Below are 15600 nucleotides of genomic sequence, written 5' to 3' on the forward strand. Positions count from 1 at the left end.
TCAGGCCTCCGCGTAGGCGGCCAGCCGCTCCGCCAGCTCGCGCGGGCGGCTGAGCGCGACGCAGTGGCTGCCGTCGATCTCGTCGGCGACGAGGCCGAGGCGGTCGCGCGCCACCCGGCGCAGCAGCGCGGGCGGGAAGAAGCGATCGTCGCGGCAGATCAGCGCGTGCGTCGGCACGTCGGGCCAAGCGGCGAGCGGCCACGGCGGCGTCATCGGCGTACCGGACTGGTCGCGCCCGCGCGCGAGCGCCTCCCGCGCGAGCTCGCTCGGCACGTCGTGCAGGAACGAGACGAGCTCGTCGTCGTTGCCGGTGAGACCGCCGTCGAGCGCCGCCTGCTCCTGCACCGCCGGCCCGTAGCCGACGTTCTCCCACCAATCGCCAGGCGGCTCGCCCGGTGCGGGGACCATCGCCGCCAGCAGCACGAGCCGGTCGACCGGGACGCGCTCGCACACGAGCGGGCCGGTGAAGCCGCCGAGCGAGTGCGCGACGACGACGAGCCCGCCGTCGCCGGCGCGGTCGCCGAGCGCGTCGACCACGGTGTCGGCGTAGTCGTCGAACGTGGAGGAGTCGTCGTCGCAGGGCAGGTCGGGCGCGACGGCGTCGTGGCCGCGGGCCTGCAGCTCAGCGGCGACGAGGTGCCACGACCAGCCGACGTCGCCGCCGCCGTGGATCAACGCGAATGTGGTCATGCGGCGGCAGGCTACATCCCCTTCACGACGCCGACGACGTGACCCTCCGGATCCTGGAAGAGGCCGATCTCGACCCCCTCCATCACCTTGTCCGGGCCCATCATGCGGGTGCCGCCGAGCGACGCGGCCTGCGCGAGCGCGGCCTCGACGTCGGGGACCTCGACGTAGAACGTGACGTGGCCCTCATACCCCTCGGGCCCGGTCCCGATCCCGCCGCCGATCCCGGCACCGTCGGCGTTGACGTTCCCGTCGCGCTGGACGATGCCGTAGCCCATCGGGTTGTTCGCGTCGATCTGCCAGCCGAAGAGCCGGCCGTAGTAGTCGTGCAGGCGCGCTCCGTCTCTCCCGATCACCTCGAAGTGGACGACTGGCTGTCCCATCTGCGCTCCCTTCCGCGCCGATCCCCCGGCGCTCGTTGTCAGGTGGGAGGATTCCCAGCGTGACCGCGTTCGAAGTCGACACCCCGCACGGCCCGGCGCGCGTGCATCCGGATCCCGTCGAGGCGCCGCGCGCGGCGCTCGTGCTCGGCCACGGCGCCGGCGGCGGCGTCGGCGCGCGCGACCTCCAGGCGGCGGCCGCCGCCGCGCGCTCGCAGGGGATCTCGGTCGCGCTCGTCGAGCAGCCCTACCGCGTCGCCGGGCGCCGCTCGCCGGCGCCGGCGAGACAGCTCGACGCGGCCTGGATCGCGGTGCTGGAGCAGCTCGCGGCAGATCAGCTGCGCGGCCTGCCGCTGATCGTCGGCGGCCGCTCGTCGGGTGCACGCGTCGCGTGCCGGACGGCGGCGGCGACCGGCGCGGCCGGTGTGCTGTGCCTGGCGTTCCCGCTCGTCCCGCCCGCGCGCAGATCGGCGGCCGCGAAGGCGAGAGGGCCGCCGCCAAGCCGCCTGCCCGAGCTGGACGCGGTCACGGTCCCGGTGCTCGTCGTGCAGGGGGAGAGAGACACGTTCGGGATGCCGCCCGCCGGTCCTCGCCGGACGGTCGCGGTCGTCGCCGGCGACCACAGCCTGCGCAGCGACGTCGGCGCCGTCGGCGACGCGGTCGGCGCGTGGCTGGAGACGCTGACCGCCTGAGCATGCCTGATAGAAGTTCGTCGTTCACCGCAAAGAGGAGTCACCGATGACCGCAACGCCCGCCAGCTTCATCGCCGGTGTCGACTTCGTCACCGTGCCGGCGAGAGACCACGACGAGTCGGTGCGCTTCTACGAGCAGGTGCTCGGCCTGCCGCGCGGCAAGCAGTGGGGCGACATGCCCGCGACCGAGTTCCAGGCCGGGAACCTCACGATCGCGGTGATGGAGCCGACCGCGTTCGGCCAGGAGTTCCAGGCACACAGAGTGCCGGTGGCGTTCGCAGTCGAGGACGTGCCGGCCGCGCGTGCCCACCTCGAGGCGCAAGGCGTCAGATTCGTCAGCGAGCTGATCGACAGCGGCGTCTGCCACCAGGCGATCTTCCTCGACCCGGCCGGCAACGCGCTCGACATCCACCACCGCTACGCGCCGAACCCGGCCTGAGCGAGGTCACGGGAACGTCTGCGACTTCGCGACGCCGGCGTTCGTCCACGTGACGGTCGTCCCGCTCGCTCTCACCGACGCGGGCGCGATGTCGCCCGTGTCGAGGACGCGGTCCCCGGCGCGGTCGAGCGCGTGCAGCGCGTCGCCGAGCAGATAGACGAGCGTGCCGCGGACGGTCAGCGCGAGTGCAGCAGGGCTGAGCGCGTTCGCGCTGTAGCGCCGGCCGTCGCGCAGGTTCACCAGCGCGACGTAGCCGCTGCCGGTCACCCCCGGCGGGCAGTCGGCCTTGCACTCCGGCGTGTGCGAGAACGAGAACGCGACCCAGCGGCCCGCGAGCGTGACCGCGCCGACGGTCGAGTAGATCTCGTCCGGCGTCGCGAGCCGGCGGGCTCTGCCGTGCGGCCGCAGGCAGCCGCGGTAGGCGCCGGTGCGCGCGTCGACGAAGACGACGGCCGCTCTCGTCTGCGTCACGACGGTGGCGCCGCGGGCGGGACAGCGCGGCGCTCTCGGTCTCGCGGCGAGCGCCGTGGGTGCAGCGGCGAGCGAGGCGGCGAGGACGACGGCGGCGGCTGCGAGCAGCCCAGAGCGCATCGTCCGAGCCTAATGCACCGGGCTTCAGCTGTCGATCGGGCCGTGGCGGCTGATCGCGAGCCCGGCCGGCCCTGAGACCGAAGCCGTGGGGGAGGGGAGCGTCTGGAGCCGCCCGTGGAACGCGCCGGCGACGCGTTGCGCGTGCGACTTCGCCAGCTCCGCCCGCTCGCCCGCGAACAGCTCGTCGACGGTCGCCCGCCACAGCGCGAGCCAGCGCTCGAAGTGCCCGGCGCGCAGCTCGACCTGCGCGTGCAGCGCCGCGTGCGGCGCGAACGCGCCGCCGCCGTAGGAGCGCGCGCCGAGCAGGATCGTCTCCCAGAACGAGGCGATCACCGGGACGTGCTCCTCCAGGTCGAGCTTCGCGACGTCGACGAAGATGAACCCGATCACCGGGTCGCCGAGCGCGCGGCCGTAGAAGGCGCGCACCAGTCGCTCGCAGTCGGCGCGGCTCTCGATGTCGCGTGGCATGGAGAGAACTATGGCGGGTCATATGCTCTGAGCGGGGTATGACGAAGCTCGTGGCGATCACGTCCCGGTCCCGCTCGCGGCTGCTCGGCCTGCTCGGAGGTCTCGTCGCGACGTGTGCGCTGGCCGCCGTCGTCGCGGTGCCCGCGAGCGCGAGATGCCAGGCGACGTGGCAGCCGGACATGTCAGGCGAGACGGGCGGGTACCTCGCGCTGATCTGCGACGGGACCGTGCCCGGCCCGTCCGACGCGGCGCCACGGCCGAGGCCGCCGAGAGCGAGAAGAGCACCCGTGCCGACGCGGGCGCAGTACCGCGCCCTGCGCTACCGGCCGTCGGCCGCGATCTCGGCGCAGGTCCGCGCGGAGCTGATCGAACGGCTCGCCGTCGGCGAGCACGCGGACGCGATCAGGGCGCAGATCGATTCGGGCGACCTCGTCCGCCAGGCGCATGCCGGGCTGCCGCGCTGGGGCTGGTCGACGCGCGACCTCGGCGACGCCTACGCGCAGGCGTACGCGGAGCGGCTCGACTCGTGGACGACGGTGATCGCCGGCTCCTACAACGAGTACGAGCGGCGCGGCGACGCCGCGGGGCTCGCGCGCTGGCGCGAGCGGGCGCGCGAGCTGGCGGCGGGGAGCTACCTGCTCGGCGAGGACCTCGGCGACATGCGTCTGACCAGACGCGGCGTCGAGCCGCGCTAGCGGCCGCCTCCGCTATCCTTCGCGCCCCCGCGCCTGGGTAGCTCAGCTGGTTAGAGCGCAGCACTCATAATGCTGAGGTCGGGAGTTCGAGTCTCCCCCCAGGTATCGCACGACGCCAGCTCGGCAACCGGGCTGGCGTTTCTTCGTTAACGTCGGCCGATGGCCACGACCTCTGCCCCCGAGGGCGCTCAGCCGGCCCCGATCTCGCTTGCGCCCGCCGTCGCCGCGGCGACGGTCTTCGTCGCCTCGGGCGCGGTGCTCGTGCTGGAGATCCTCGCGGTGCGGCTGCTCGCGCCCTACGTCGGGCTGACGCTGGAGACGACGACGTCGATCATCGGCGCCGCGCTCGCCGGCATCGCCGTCGGAGCCGCGCTCGGCGGATGGTTCGCCGACCGCCGCGACCCGCGCCGGCTCGTCGTCGTGCTGCTGATCGGCGGCGGCCTGCTCGCGCTGCTGACCGTCCCGATCGTGCGCGCGCTCGGTCCCGGCGCGCGCGGCGGCGGCGACGTCGCGGCGCTCGGGATCACACTGCTGGCGCTCGTGCCGAGCGCCGCCGTCCTCAGCGCGGTCTCGCCGACCGTGGTGCGGCTGCAGCTGCGCGACCTGCGCGCGAGCGGCACGGTCGTCGGCCGTCTCTCGGCGTGGGCGACTGCCGGTGCGCTGCTCGGCACGTTCGGGACCGGCTTCGTGCTCGTCCCGCTGATGCCGGTCAGCAGCGCCGTGCTCGCGGTCGGGATCCTGCTCGTGCTGGTCGGGATGGCGCTCGGCCTCTACACGCGCGCGCTGGGCTCAGCCGCCGGCGCGGGAGCGGTCGCGGCGACCGTCGCGCTCGCCGTGCTGGCAGCGACGCGCGACACGCCGTGCGACGCCGAGAGCACCTACCACTGCGCGCGTATCGTGGCCGACGCGGAGCGCCCGACGGGCCGCGAGCTGCTGCTCGACGACGTCCGCCACTCCTACGTCGACCTCGCTGACCCGACCTACCTGAGATACCGCTACGTGCAGTGGATCGCCGACGCGATCGACCGAACCACGCGCGCGCCGGAGCCGCTCGACGTCGTCTTCGTCGGTGGCGGCGGCTTCACGCTTCCGCGCTGGCTGACGGCGTCGCGACCGGGTTCGCGCGCTCACGTGTTGGAGGTCGACGGCGAACTGGTCGACCTCGCACGGGAACGACTGGGGCTGAGAACGACGCCAGATCTCCGCGTGACGGTCGGAGACGCCCGCACCACGCTGCGCGACGAGCCGGCGTCCAGCGCCGACGTCGTCGTGGGCGACGCGTTCGGCAACCTCGCCGTCCCGTGGCATCTCGCGACGCGCGAGTGGATGCAGGAGGTCCGCCGGGTGCTGAAGCCGGGCGGGCTCTACGCGCTCAACGTGATCGACCGGCCGCCGCTCAACCTGCTGCGCGCCGAGGCGGCGACCATGCTGCCGCTGTTCGAGCACGTGCAGCTCGTCGCGATACCCGGAGCGGACGGGAATCCCGGCGGCGGCAACAGCGTGCTGCTCGCCTCCGACCGGCCCCTTCCGGACGGAAGCGGGTTCGGCATCCTCGACGCGGACAACTACGACCGCGCCGCCGTCGAGCGCTTCGCAGAGGACGGAGAGCTTCTCCGGGACGACTACGCACCCGTCGACCAGCTGCTCACCACGTCTTCTTGACCGCCGGTCTGACAGCATGCGCGCGATGCGCTGCTTCGGCGACGGCGACCCGCTCTACGAGCGCTACCACGACACCGAGTGGGGCTTCCCGGTGCGCGAGGAGCGCGCGGTGTTCGAGCGCGTCTGCCTCGAGGCGTTCCAGTCCGGCCTCGCGTGGATCACGATCCTGCGCAAGCGCGAGACCTTCCGCGCAGCGTTCGACGGCTTCGACCCCGAGCGGGTCGCGCGCTACGGCGACGGTGACGTCGCGCGGCTGATGGGCGACGCCGGGATCGTCCGCAACCGCGCGAAGATCGAGGCGTCGATCGCCAACGCCCGCGCGGTGCTGACGCTGCGCGACGAGGGCGTCGACCTCGGCGAGCTGCTGTGGTCGTTCGCGCCCGCCGCGCCGGCCGGCGGCGCCGACGGCTCGAGCGGCGTGCCCGCGACGACGGCGGAGTCGAGAGCACTCGCGAAGGAGCTGAAGCGGCGCGGCTTCCGCTTCGTCGGGCCGACGACGGCGTACGCGGCGATGCAGGCGTGCGGGGTCGTCAACGACCACCTCGCCGGCTGCCCGGTGCGGGCCGACGTCGAGGCGGCGCGCGCGGCCTCGGGCGCCGCCGCGTAGGACCGCGCGGCGCTCAGAGCACGCGGAACGTCATCCCGGCGCGCTCCAGCCGGCGGCGCAGCGCGTCGCCCATCGCGACGGCCGTCGTCGTCTGGCCGCTGATCTCGGGCAGCTCGTCGTGCGCGAGGCAGAGCGCCGACTCCGACAGCATCTTCGCCGTCTCGGTGTAGCCGGGATCGCCCCCGGCGACCTCGCACGTCACGCGCGCGCTCGCGGCGTCGCCCGCTCCGTCGCCGCCGCCCGCCACGCCGACGAAGCGGACCTTGAACCACGACCGCGCCCGCTCCGCCTCGCTCGGGCCCTCGCCGGAGCCGAGCCGGCTTCTCAGCGCATTGCGGACCGGGCCGAGCTGCGCCGCGGCGACGAGCGCCGGCAGCGCGACGCCCGCGCCGACCGCGACCGGCAGCCGCTTCACCGCCGCGTAGTGGCCGTAGGTGAAATCGGGGCCGTAGCGGTCGAGCGCCCGCGCGGAGCGCAGCACGACCTGCGGGTCGATCGTCGGCAGCGGCAGCGCCCAGCCGATCGCGCCGCCGACGTGGCGCGGGACGGTCCGCGCGCCGTGCACGCGCCGGCCGTCGTCGCCGCGGCCCTCCAGCTTGCGCCGCTCGCCGGCGACGCGCGCGGACGAACGCAGGCGCGAGAACGCGGTCAGGGCCGAGTCGAGCGTGCCGCCGGAGAATCTCGCACCGGCGCGGACGAAGCCGTCGAGCTGGAGCGGCACGCCGGCCGGCAGCTGCTGCACCGTGAAGAGCGCGCCGAGGTCGTGCGGGATCGAGTCGAAGCCGCAGCAGTGGACGAGCCGCGCGCCGCTCCGAACCGCGGCGGCGTGATGTCTCACGTACATCTGGTCGACGAACTCGGGCTCGCCGGTCAGGTCGGCGTAGTCGGTGCCGGCCGCGGCGCACGCGGCGACGAGCGGCTCGCCGTAGCGGATGTAGGGGCCGACGGTGGTCGCGACGACGCGTGCGGATTCCGCGAGCGCGCGCAGCGACGCGGCGTCCTCGACGTCGGCGTGCACGAGCGGCAGCTCGACGCCGAGCCGCTCCGTCAGCGCCCGCAGCTTCTCCATGTTGCGCCCCGCGAGCGCGAGACGCGTCGGCGCGACGCCGTTCGCGTCGGCACCCGTCGCCGCGCGGGCGAGGTACTCCGCCGTCAGCGCGCCCGTGAACCCCGTCGCGCCGAGCAGCACGACGTCGTACTCCCGCTCCGAATTCCTGGCCATGCGGCCAACCCTACGCCGCGGCGGCCTCCAGCTGCGCCATCTCCGCGTCCGACAGCGTCAGCGCGGCGGCCGCGACGTTCTCCTCCAGGTGCGCGACCGAGCTGGTGCCGGGGATCGGCAGCATCACCGGGCTGCGCTGCAGCAGCCACGCGAGCGCGACCTGTCCCGGGGTCGCGGCGTGCGCGGCGGCGACCTCGGCGGCGACGCCGCCCGGCGCGGCCAGCGCGCCGGAGGCGAGCGGGAACCAGGGGATGAAGCCGATCCCCTCGCGCTCGCAGTAGTCGAGCACGTCCTGCGCGGAGCGGTCGACGAGGTTGAACCTGTTCTGGACGGTCGTGACCTCGAACACCTCACGCGCGGCCTCGATCTCCTCGACCGTGACCTCGCTGAGGCCGAGGTGGCGGACGAGCCCCTCGTCCTGGAACGCCTTCAGCTCGGCGAACTGCGCGCCGCGGTCCTCCAGCGGGTCGATGCGGTGCAGCTGGTAGAGGTCGATCCGCTCGACGCCGAGCCGCCGCAGGCTCATCTGCACGCACTGGCGCAGGTACGCCGGCCGCCCGACCTCCGTCCAGACGTTCGGGCCCTGGCGCGTGAAGCCGCCCTTCGTCGCGACGACGACGCGCTCGTACGGGCGCAGCGCCTCGGCGATCAGGTCCTCGGAGACAAACGGCCCGTAGGAGTCGGCGGTGTCGATGAAGTCGACGCCCAGCTCGGGCAGCCGCCGCAGCACGCGCAGCACCTCGTCGCGGTCGCGCGGCTCGCCCCAGCGCCCCGGGCCGACGATCCGCATCGCGCCGAAGCCGAGCCGCGTCACCTCCAGGTCGCCGCCGATCTTGAACGTGCCTGATGCACTCGCTGTCGTGGTCATGGGAGCGACGATACCCCTGGTAGCGTGCCGCCCATGTCCGACGACCTTGAACGCGCGCTGAACACCGTGATGGAGCGCTGCCTCGACATCAGATCCGGTGAGAACGTGCTCGTGATCGGCGACCCGGGATCGCGCGAGCTGGCGCAGGCGCTTCGCGACGCCGCCGCCCGCTACGGCGCCGACGCCGTGCTGGCGATGATGGACGAGCGCGAGAACGACGGCACCGAGCCGCCGCCGCCGATCGCTGCCGCGCTGACCGCCTGCGACGTCTACCTCGCGCCGACGTCGCGCTCGCTGTCGCACACGAGAGCGCGCAAGGCGTCGAACGACCTCGGCTCGCGCGGCGCGACGCTGCCGGGCGCGACCGCCGAGATGATCGCCCGTGTGATGTCGGTCGACTTCGCGCAGATGAAGGAGCGCACGCTCGCCGTCACGCAGCTGCTGACCGACGCCGACGCGGCGCACATCACCTGCGCGCGCGGCTCGGACCTGCGACTCGACCTCAGCGGTCGCAAGGGAATGGCCGACATCGGCGAGATGACGCGGCCGGGCACGTTCGGCAACCTGCCCGCCGGTGAGGGCTTCATCGCCCCGCTGTCCGGCAGCGGCCGGCTCGTCGCCTCGTCGCTCGCGCCGCTCGGCATCTCGCCCGAGCCGGTGATCCTGACCGTCGAGGACGGCCACCTGACGGCCGCCGACGGCCCGCTCGGGCCGGAGTTCTTCGAACGGTTGAGCACGCACGGCCCGAACGGGACGAACGTCGCCGAGCTGGGCGTCGGCACCAACGACGCCGCGATCCTCACCGGCAACATCCTCGAGGACGAGAAGATCCTCGGCACGGTCCATGTCGCGTTCGGCGCGAGCATGGGGATCGGCGGCACCGTCTCGGTTCCGATCCACCTCGACGTCGTCGTGCTGGAGCCGACGCTCGACGTCGGCTCGACGCGCGTGCTCGACGCCGGCAGATGGGTCCTCTGAGCGACGCGGCCGACGCGGCGCCGGTGCTGCTCGCGGTCCCGAACGTCTCCGAGGGCCGCGACGACGACGCGATCGACGCGATCGCGGCGGCGTTCACCGGCGGCGACGGCGTGCGCCTGCTCGACGTCCACCGCGACCCCGACCACAACCGCTCCGTCGTCACGCTCGCCGGCGCGCCCGGCGCGCTCGCTCCCGCGCTCGCCGCCGGCGCGCGCGAGGCGATCGCGCGGATCGACCTGCGCGCCAACGACGGCGTCCACCCGCACGTCGGCGCGCTCGACGTCGCGCCGGTCGTCCACCTGACGCCGGACGACCGCGGCGCCGCGTGCGCGGAGGCGCTGCTCGCCGCCGACCTGCTCGCCCGCCTCGGCCTGCCGGTCCTGCTCTACGGCGCGCTCGCGCAGGGACGCACGCGCGCGCAGCTGCGGCGCGGCGGTCCGGCGGCGCTGGCCGCGCGGCTCGCGGACGGCGAGCTGGCGACCGACTTCGGCCCGCCGCGCCCGCACCCGACCGCGGGCACCACGCTCGTCGCGGCGCGCCCGCCGCTCGTCGCGTTCAACGTCGTCCTGCGCCCGCCCGTGACGCTGGAGCAGGCGCGCGCGATCGCCGCGGCGATCCGCGAAGGCGGCGACGCAGAGCTGCCGGGGCTGCGCGCGATCGGCCTGCAGCTGGAGCGTGCGGGGGAGATCCAGCTGTCGATGAACGTCGAGCGGCCCGACCTGACGCCGCTGCGCGACGTCGTCGCGGCGATCGCCGCGCGCGCTCCGATCGCCCGCGCGGAGCTGGTCGCGCTCGCGCCCGAGCAGGCGTTCGCCGGCTTCCCCGCCGACCTCCCGATCCCAGGCTTCGACCCCGCGCGCCATCTGATCGAGCGGGCGCTGCGGGCCGGCAGCTGATCCGGCGCCCGCGCCGAGTCCGTAGCGTTCGCGACGATGCGAACGCACCGGCTCAGCCCGCTCGTGGCCGCGCTCGCGGTCGCCGCGCTGGCGGCGCCGCTCGCCGCCGGCTGCGGTGACCGCTCGCCGCGCGCGCAGACCGCCGACGGGGTGCGCGCGCTCGGCGACGACCTGACCCAGCTGCGCGACGACGTCGAGTTCGAGCTGCTGCACGCCCGCCTGCGCACCAGAAGACAGCTGGAGGAGACGTTCGGCGAGCTGATGGTGCGGGCCGACGACCAAGCTGAGGCGCTCGCCGCGCTCGACCCGCCGCCGTCGCTCGTCGCCGCGGTCGACGAGCTGCACGACGCGATCGTGCGCGAGAGAGACGGGCTCTGGCGGGTCGCCGTCTCTGCCTCTGTCGCCGGGCCGCCGGTCGCGGCCGCGAACGCGGTGCGGCTGCGGAGAGCGTCCGACGACATCCTCGACGCGCGCCGCAGACTCGAGCGGGCGCTCCAGTCCGGCGGGACGTGACGGCGCGGCCGGCTGGGGCGCGAAGGCGGCGGCGCGGCACGCGGTCGCTGCACTAATCTCCTAGTACCCATGGCACAGACGAAGAAGAAGCGGCAGACCAAGCACCGCGGCAACGCCGCCGGCCAGGTGGAGGCGCGCGGTCGCACCGGGCGCAAGCCGACGGCCGACGAGCGCAAGGCATCGACGAAGGACGACGCGCGGGCGCGGCGGATGCAGCGGCTCGACAGCCCGCCGACCTGGAGAGGCGCGATCAATCGCGCCGGCGTCGCGACGATCTTCTTCTTCCTGCTGCTGGTGCTGTTCTTCAGAGAGCAGCCGTTCGCCGGCAAGGTCTTCATCGCCCTCTTCATGCTGCTCGTCTACGTCCCGATGGGTTACTACACCGACCTCTTCATCTACAGACGGCGCCAGGCGAAGAGACTCCAGCAGCGGGCCGCAGCGAAGCCCGCCAAGAGAGACGACGCGTGATCGAGGTCGTCCCCTTCACCGTCGGGCCGGTTCAGGAGAACAGCTACCTCGCGCGGGCGCAGGGCGGCGACCGCGCCGTCCTGTTCGACCCGGGCGAAGAGGCCGACCGGCTGCTGGCGGGGATCGACGAGCTCGGCGTCAGACTCGACGCGATCCTGCTCACGCACACGCACTTCGACCACGTCGGCGCGGTCGCGCCGGTCGCGCGCGCCACGGGCGCGCCGGTCTACTGCCCGGCGCTCGAGCGCGACGTGATGCTCGACATCGACAGATATGTCCCGTGGCCCGGGATCGGCCCGTTCGAGAACCACGAGCCGGAGGAGCTGGTCGGCGGCGGTGAGCGCGTCTCGCTCGCGGGGCTCGACTTCGACGTCGTCTTCACGCCCGGCCACAGCCCCGGCCACGTCACGTGGGCGCTGGCTGACGGCTCGGCGCTGTTCTCCGGCGACGTCCTCTTCCAGGGCTCGATCGGCCGCACCGACCTGCCATTCGGCGACCATCAGACGCTGCTCAGATCGATCGCCGGCCTGCTCGACGCATACCCGGACGAGGCGCGGGTCTTCCCCGGCCACATGGGCGTCACGACGCTCGGCGCCGAGCGCGCCAGCAACCCGTTCCTCCAGGACCTCGTCGCGTAGGCATGGCGCAGAAGCTCCAGGCCCCGCGCGGCACGTACGACGTGCTGCCCGACGACGCCGCCCGCCGCGAGCACGTCGAGGCGGCCGCCCGTCAGATCCTCGGCGCGGCCGGCTACCGCCGCATCGAGACGCCGACGTTCGAGGCGACCGAGCTGTTCGCGCGCGGCGTCGGCGCCTCGACCGACATCGTGCAGAAGGAGATGTACACCTTCGAGGACGGCGGCGGACGATCGGTCACGCTGCGCCCCGAAGGGACTGCGCCGGTCGCGCGCGCCTACGTCGAGCACGGCATGCAGAAGCTGCCGCAGCCGGTGAAGCTCTGGTACCTGTCGAGCTTCTTCCGCTACGAGCGCGCGCAGGCCGGCCGCTACCGCCAGTTCTGGCAGGTCGGCGCCGAGGCGATCGGCTCGGCCGACCCGGCCGTCGACGCCGAGGCGATCCTGCTGCTCGCCGAGCTGCTGGAGTCGCTCGGCGTGCGCGACGTGCGGCTGCGGCTCGGATCGCTCGGCACGCCGGAGACGCGCGCCGCCTACAGAGCGGAACTGCAGGCGTACCTGCGCGCGCACGAGGGCGAGCTGTCGGAGGAGGTCCGCGGCCGCATCGACCTCAACCCGCTGCGCGCGTTCGACGCCGACCACCCGGGCACGCGCTCGGTCATGGCCGGCGCGCCGCTGCTGCTCGACCGCCTCACCGGCGAGGACGCCGACCACTTCGCCGAGGTGCGTGCGCTGCTCGACGGCGCCGACCTCGCCTACGAGGTCGACCCGACGCTCGTGCGCGGCCTCGACTACTACGCCCGTACGCTGTTCGAGTTCACCAGCGACGCGCTCGGCGCGCAGTCCGGCGTCGCCGGCGGCGGCCGCTACGACGGCCTCGTCGAGCAGCTCGGCGGCCCGCCGACGCCCGGCATCGGCTGGGCGGCGGGGATCGAGCGGATCCTGCTGGCGACCGGCGAGGAGCGCGTGCCGCCGCCGATCCTCGACCTCTACGTCGCGTACGCGGTGGCGGATCGGCCGACCCGCGCGATCGGCTTCGAGCTGACGTGGGAGGCACGCCGCGCCGGCCTCTCGGCGCAGTTCGAGCTGGCCGGCCGCTCGCTCAAGGGCCAGCTGAAGCAGGCCGCTCGCGCCGGCGCGCGGTTCGTCGCGATCCTCGGCGAGGACGGCGCGACGCTGAAGGACATGGAGACCGGAGAGCAGGAACAACTCGAACCCGGCCGGGTGATCCCGGTCGTGCTGAAGAAGGGAAAGACGCTGGCATGAGGACACCGCGCGCAAACGGCTATCGCGACGCCTGGGCCGGGGAGCTGACCGCCGCCCGCGCCGGGCAGCCCGCGCGCGTCGCCGGCTGGGTCCACCGCCGCCGCGACCACGGCGGGCTGATCTTCATCGACCTGCGCGACCGCTCCGGGATCGTCCAGCTCGTCTTCCACCCCGACCAGGCGCCGGCCGCGCACAGAGCTGCGCACGCGCTCCGCTCCGAGCACGTCCTGAGCGCGGTGGGGGAGGTCGTGCGGCGCGAGGACGGCAACGTCAACCCGAACCTGCCGACCGGCGAGATCGAGCTGAACGTCGCCGAGCTGACGGTGCTGGCGACCTCCGAGACGCCGCCGTTCCCGATCGACGAGGACGGCCCGGTCGACGAGCTGCTGCGTCTGCGTCACCGCACGCTCGACCTGCGCCGCGCGCCGTTGCAGGAGGCGCTGAAGCTGCGCCACCAGGTCGTCCACACGATGCGCAACGTGCTGACCGAGCGCGACTTCATGGAGATCGAGACGCCGATCCTGACGCGCTCGACGCCGGAGGGGGCGCGCGACTACCTCGTGCCCGCGCGGATAGAGCCCGGCGCCTTCTACGCGCTGCCGCAGTCGCCGCAGCTGTTCAAGCAGCTGCTGATGATCGGCGGCTACGAGCGCTACTACCAGATCGCCCGCTGCTTCCGCGACGAGGACACGCGCGCTGACCGCCAGCCCGAGTTCACCCAGCTCGACCTCGAGCTGTCGTTCGTCGACGAGGACGACGTGATCGAGACGATGGAGTCGGTGATGGGCGCGATCTTCTCCGCGACCGACTTCCCCGTCGCTCCTCCGGCGTGGCCGCGGATGTCCTACGACGAGGCGCTGCTGCGGTTCGGGTCCGACCGTCCGGACACGCGCTTCGGGCTGGAGATCTCCGAGCTCGGCTCGCTGTTCGCGGGGACCGAGTTCAAGGTCTTCGCCGGAGCGCTGGCCGCGGGCGGCGTCGTCCGCGGTCTCAACGCGGGCGCCCGCGAGCTGCCGCGCAGAGAGCTGGACGCGCTCACCGAGCTGGCCAGACAGCACGGTGCGAAGGGGCTCGTGTGGGCGTTCGTGCAGGAGGACGGCACGTGGCGCTCGCCGGTCGCGAAGGCGCTTTCGGCCGAGGAGATCGCCGCCGTGACGGGCGCTTTGGAGGCCTCGCCCGGCGACCTGCTGCTGATCGTCGCCGACTCCGCAGCGGTCGCCGCGCAGTCGCTCGGCGCGCTGCGGCTCGACCTTGCCGAGCGCTTCTCGCTCGTGCCCGAGGACCGTCACGACATCCTCTGGATCGTCGACTTCCCGATGTTCGAGCCGACCGACAACGGCGGCTGGACCGCTGTGCACCACCCGTTCACGGCGCCCGTCGGTGACCTCGACGGCGACCCCGGCGCGCTGCGCGGGCGCGGCTACGACCTCGTGCTCGACGGCTCCGAGATCGGCGGCGGCTCGATCCGTACGAACACGCCCGAGGTGCAGCAGAAGGTCTTCGAGATCCTCGGCCTCAGCGCCGAGGACGCGCAGGCCCGCTTCGGCTTCCTGCTCGACGCGTTCAGATACGGCGCCCCGCCGCACGGCGGCATCGCGATGGGCGTCGACCGTATCGTGACGCTGCTCGCCGGCCGCGACTCGATCCGAGACGTGATCGCGTTCCCGAAGGCGGCGACCGGCGCCGACCCGCTCACCGGCGCACCCGCGCCGGTCGACGCCGCGCAGCTGAGAGAGCTGGGCGTCAGAGTGCCGGTCAGGCCGGCGGCGCCGGCGCCGGCTGGCTAGCGCGTCTCGCGCGGTCCTCGCGGTCCTGCGCGACCAGGAAGGCGAGCATCACGCCGCTCAGCGGCAGCGCGATCGTCCAGCGAGGGATCTCGAAGCCGTCGCCGACGATCGCGCTCGCCGCCGCCGGAAGCACGGCGAGCCCGAGGACGGTGAGCCCATCCGCGGGCCGCAGCGCGCAGTAGACGAGGACGACGGCGAGGCACGCGACCTCGACGGACAGCGCCGGTCCGTCAGCCAGCAGCGCGTCCGCGAGTATCGCGACCGCGACGCAGACGCCGACGACCCATGCGGACGGAAGGACCCCGACGGTGCGCCGGCCGGGCGCGAGCAGGCGCCGTGCCGGTTCGGGCAGCGCGCGTCTCATGCGGGCCCCGCGCGACGCGCGCGGTCCTCGCGGTCCTGGTTCGCCAGCGCGAGCAGCATCACGGGAATCAGAGGCAGCGCCGCGGCGGCGCGCGAGACGTCGAGCACGTCCGCCGCGATCGCGCTCCCAGCGACCGGGAGCGCGGAGATCGCGAAGACGGTCCAGCGGCCCGAGGGGCGCAGCGCGCAGTAGAACACGATCACCGCGAGCGCGACGAACGCGGCGCTCTCGCCGGCTGCCTCGGAGATCAGCAGACCGCACGCGATCGCGAGGCCGAACGAGCACGCGACGAGCGGCATCGACGGGAGCGTCCCGACCGTCCGCTGACCGTGCGCGTAGAGCCTTCGTGCCGCGTCGAGCATGCGGGGAGTCTGTCGCATGCG

20 protein-coding genes and 1 tRNA gene are annotated in these 15600 nt (G+C 73.8%); 13 read left to right on the top strand and 8 right to left on the bottom strand.

Annotated elements, in window-relative coordinates; translation table 11 throughout:
• On the bottom strand, positions 1-690 hold the full coding sequence (locus tag CWOE_RS14965) for an alpha/beta fold hydrolase (protein WP_012934469.1): 690 nt from the start codon (positions 688-690) through the stop codon (positions 1-3).
• Positions 691-701: 11 nt separating this feature from the next.
• Complete coding sequence (locus tag CWOE_RS14970) at positions 702-1070, bottom strand: VOC family protein (protein ID WP_012934470.1); 369 nt, start codon at positions 1068-1070, stop codon at positions 702-704.
• A 59-nt stretch (positions 1071-1129) separates the two neighbouring features.
• Here CWOE_RS14970 and CWOE_RS14975 point away from each other — a divergent pair, with 59 nt between their 5' ends.
• Both CWOE_RS14975 and CWOE_RS14980 read left to right on the top strand, forming a co-directional pair.
• The gene (locus tag CWOE_RS14975; protein ID WP_012934471.1) at positions 1130-1759 is read left to right on the top strand and encodes an alpha/beta hydrolase family protein; all 630 of its coding nucleotides are present in this window, start codon (positions 1130-1132) and stop codon (positions 1757-1759) included.
• Positions 1760-1805: 46 nt separating this feature from the next.
• Positions 1806-2198: a VOC family protein gene (locus tag CWOE_RS14980; RefSeq protein WP_012934472.1), complete on the top strand. Its 393-nt coding sequence runs from the start codon at positions 1806-1808 to the stop codon at positions 2196-2198.
• A gap of 6 nt (positions 2199-2204) precedes the next feature.
• Here CWOE_RS14980 and CWOE_RS14985 read toward each other — a convergent pair whose 3' ends face one another.
• The gene (locus CWOE_RS14985) at positions 2205-2789 is read right to left on the bottom strand and encodes a hypothetical protein (protein WP_012934473.1); all 585 of its coding nucleotides are present in this window, start codon (positions 2787-2789) and stop codon (positions 2205-2207) included.
• Positions 2790-2813: 24 nt separating this feature from the next.
• Positions 2814-3257: a group III truncated hemoglobin gene (locus tag CWOE_RS14990; protein ID WP_012934474.1), complete on the bottom strand. Its 444-nt coding sequence runs from the start codon at positions 3255-3257 to the stop codon at positions 2814-2816.
• A 38-nt stretch (positions 3258-3295) separates the two neighbouring features.
• Between CWOE_RS14990 and CWOE_RS14995 the strand changes: the two genes are divergently transcribed.
• The 4 genes from CWOE_RS14995 to CWOE_RS15010 all read left to right on the top strand — a co-directional run bounded on the left by CWOE_RS14995 (position 3296) and on the right by CWOE_RS15010 (position 6221).
• Positions 3296-3952 carry a hypothetical protein gene (locus tag CWOE_RS14995; RefSeq protein WP_012934475.1) on the top strand — a complete coding sequence of 219 codons (657 nt, stop codon included), beginning with the start codon at positions 3296-3298 and terminating at the stop codon, positions 3950-3952.
• A gap of 31 nt (positions 3953-3983) precedes the next feature.
• Positions 3984-4057, top strand: a tRNA-Met gene (locus CWOE_RS15000).
• 54 nt (positions 4058-4111) lie between these two features.
• Positions 4112-5614 (top strand): fused MFS/spermidine synthase, encoded by a 1503-nt coding sequence (locus CWOE_RS15005; protein WP_012934476.1) that lies wholly within the window; start codon positions 4112-4114, stop codon positions 5612-5614.
• Between the two features lie 16 nt (positions 5615-5630).
• On the top strand, positions 5631-6221 hold the full coding sequence (locus CWOE_RS15010) for a DNA-3-methyladenine glycosylase I (protein WP_012934477.1): 591 nt from the start codon (positions 5631-5633) through the stop codon (positions 6219-6221).
• Between the two features lie 13 nt (positions 6222-6234).
• Here the strand turns inward: CWOE_RS15010 and CWOE_RS15015 are convergent, their stop codons facing one another.
• Both CWOE_RS15015 and CWOE_RS15020 read right to left on the bottom strand, forming a co-directional pair.
• Complete coding sequence (locus tag CWOE_RS15015) at positions 6235-7443, bottom strand: saccharopine dehydrogenase family protein (protein ID WP_012934478.1); 1209 nt, start codon at positions 7441-7443, stop codon at positions 6235-6237.
• A 10-nt stretch (positions 7444-7453) separates the two neighbouring features.
• A complete protein-coding gene (locus CWOE_RS15020; protein WP_012934479.1) occupies positions 7454-8311 on the bottom strand; it encodes an aldo/keto reductase in 858 nt (285 codons plus the stop codon).
• Between the two features lie 33 nt (positions 8312-8344).
• Between CWOE_RS15020 and CWOE_RS15025 the strand changes: the two genes are divergently transcribed.
• From CWOE_RS15025 to aspS, 7 genes are all read left to right on the top strand, one after another.
• Entirely contained in the window at positions 8345-9289 is a 945-nt protein-coding gene (locus CWOE_RS15025; protein WP_012934480.1) for an aminopeptidase, read from the top strand.
• Entirely contained in the window at positions 9277-10185 is a 909-nt protein-coding gene (locus CWOE_RS15030; RefSeq protein WP_012934481.1) for a formimidoyltetrahydrofolate cyclodeaminase, read from the top strand. Before CWOE_RS15025 ends, CWOE_RS15030 begins: the two co-directional genes overlap by 13 nt.
• Positions 10186-10221: 36 nt before the next feature.
• A complete protein-coding gene (locus tag CWOE_RS15035) occupies positions 10222-10698 on the top strand; it encodes a hypothetical protein (RefSeq protein WP_012934482.1) in 477 nt (158 codons plus the stop codon).
• Positions 10699-10767: 69 nt separating this feature from the next.
• Positions 10768-11166: a hypothetical protein gene (locus CWOE_RS15040; RefSeq protein WP_012934483.1), complete on the top strand. Its 399-nt coding sequence runs from the start codon at positions 10768-10770 to the stop codon at positions 11164-11166.
• Positions 11163-11804 (top strand): MBL fold metallo-hydrolase, encoded by a 642-nt coding sequence (locus CWOE_RS15045; protein WP_012934484.1) that lies wholly within the window; start codon positions 11163-11165, stop codon positions 11802-11804. The genes CWOE_RS15040 and CWOE_RS15045 overlap by 4 nt, the downstream gene beginning before the upstream one ends.
• Positions 11805-11806: 2 nt before the next feature.
• Positions 11807-13066, top strand: coding sequence for a histidine--tRNA ligase (gene hisS / locus CWOE_RS15050; protein WP_012934485.1), 1260 nt, complete (start codon positions 11807-11809; stop codon positions 13064-13066).
• Positions 13063-14853: an aspartate--tRNA ligase gene (gene aspS / locus CWOE_RS15055; protein ID WP_012934486.1), complete on the top strand. Its 1791-nt coding sequence runs from the start codon at positions 13063-13065 to the stop codon at positions 14851-14853. The genes hisS and aspS overlap by 4 nt, the downstream gene beginning before the upstream one ends.
• Here the strand turns inward: aspS and CWOE_RS15060 are convergent.
• Both CWOE_RS15060 and CWOE_RS15065 read right to left on the bottom strand, forming a co-directional pair.
• Entirely contained in the window at positions 14822-15217 is a 396-nt protein-coding gene (locus tag CWOE_RS15060) for a hypothetical protein (RefSeq protein WP_012934487.1), read from the bottom strand. The two genes, aspS and CWOE_RS15060, sit on opposite strands and share 32 nt — an antisense overlap.
• Positions 15214-15579: a hypothetical protein gene (locus CWOE_RS15065; RefSeq protein WP_012934488.1), complete on the bottom strand. Its 366-nt coding sequence runs from the start codon at positions 15577-15579 to the stop codon at positions 15214-15216. Before CWOE_RS15065 ends, CWOE_RS15060 begins: the two co-directional genes overlap by 4 nt.
• Positions 15580-15600 lie beyond the last annotated feature (21 nt).

The organism is Conexibacter woesei DSM 14684 (genome assembly GCF_000025265.1).
Classification (GTDB): Bacteria; Actinomycetota; Thermoleophilia; order Solirubrobacterales; family Solirubrobacteraceae; genus Conexibacter; species Conexibacter woesei.

Excerpts from the sequence above, each read along its gene's own strand:
- CWOE_RS14965 (WP_012934469.1), bottom strand. The coding sequence starts at position 690 with ATGACCACATTCGCGTTGATCCACGGCGGCGGCGACGTCGGCTGGTCG.
- CWOE_RS14970 (WP_012934470.1), bottom strand. The coding sequence starts at position 1,070 with ATGGGACAGCCAGTCGTCCACTTCGAGGTGATCGGGAGAGACGGAGCG.
- CWOE_RS14980 (WP_012934472.1), top strand. The coding sequence starts at position 1,806 with ATGACCGCAACGCCCGCCAGCTTCATCGCCGGTGTCGACTTCGTCACC.
- CWOE_RS14985 (WP_012934473.1), bottom strand. The coding sequence starts at position 2,789 with ATGCGCTCTGGGCTGCTCGCAGCCGCCGCCGTCGTCCTCGCCGCCTCG.
- CWOE_RS14990 (WP_012934474.1), bottom strand. The coding sequence starts at position 3,257 with ATGCCACGCGACATCGAGAGCCGCGCCGACTGCGAGCGACTGGTGCGC.
- CWOE_RS14995 (WP_012934475.1), top strand. The coding sequence starts at position 3,296 with ATGACGAAGCTCGTGGCGATCACGTCCCGGTCCCGCTCGCGGCTGCTC.
- CWOE_RS15005 (WP_012934476.1), top strand. The coding sequence starts at position 4,112 with ATGGCCACGACCTCTGCCCCCGAGGGCGCTCAGCCGGCCCCGATCTCG.
- CWOE_RS15010 (WP_012934477.1), top strand. The coding sequence starts at position 5,631 with ATGCGCGCGATGCGCTGCTTCGGCGACGGCGACCCGCTCTACGAGCGC.
- CWOE_RS15015 (WP_012934478.1), bottom strand. The coding sequence starts at position 7,443 with ATGGCCAGGAATTCGGAGCGGGAGTACGACGTCGTGCTGCTCGGCGCG.
- CWOE_RS15020 (WP_012934479.1), bottom strand. The coding sequence starts at position 8,311 with ATGACCACGACAGCGAGTGCATCAGGCACGTTCAAGATCGGCGGCGAC.
- CWOE_RS15025 (WP_012934480.1), top strand. The coding sequence starts at position 8,345 with ATGTCCGACGACCTTGAACGCGCGCTGAACACCGTGATGGAGCGCTGC.
- CWOE_RS15030 (WP_012934481.1), top strand. The coding sequence starts at position 9,277 with ATGGGTCCTCTGAGCGACGCGGCCGACGCGGCGCCGGTGCTGCTCGCG.
- CWOE_RS15035 (WP_012934482.1), top strand. The coding sequence starts at position 10,222 with ATGCGAACGCACCGGCTCAGCCCGCTCGTGGCCGCGCTCGCGGTCGCC.
- CWOE_RS15040 (WP_012934483.1), top strand. The coding sequence starts at position 10,768 with ATGGCACAGACGAAGAAGAAGCGGCAGACCAAGCACCGCGGCAACGCC.
- hisS (WP_012934485.1), top strand. The coding sequence starts at position 11,807 with ATGGCGCAGAAGCTCCAGGCCCCGCGCGGCACGTACGACGTGCTGCCC.
- aspS (WP_012934486.1), top strand. The coding sequence starts at position 13,063 with ATGAGGACACCGCGCGCAAACGGCTATCGCGACGCCTGGGCCGGGGAG.
- CWOE_RS15060 (WP_012934487.1), bottom strand. The coding sequence starts at position 15,217 with ATGAGACGCGCGCTGCCCGAACCGGCACGGCGCCTGCTCGCGCCCGGC.
- CWOE_RS15065 (WP_012934488.1), bottom strand. The coding sequence starts at position 15,579 with ATGCTCGACGCGGCACGAAGGCTCTACGCGCACGGTCAGCGGACGGTC.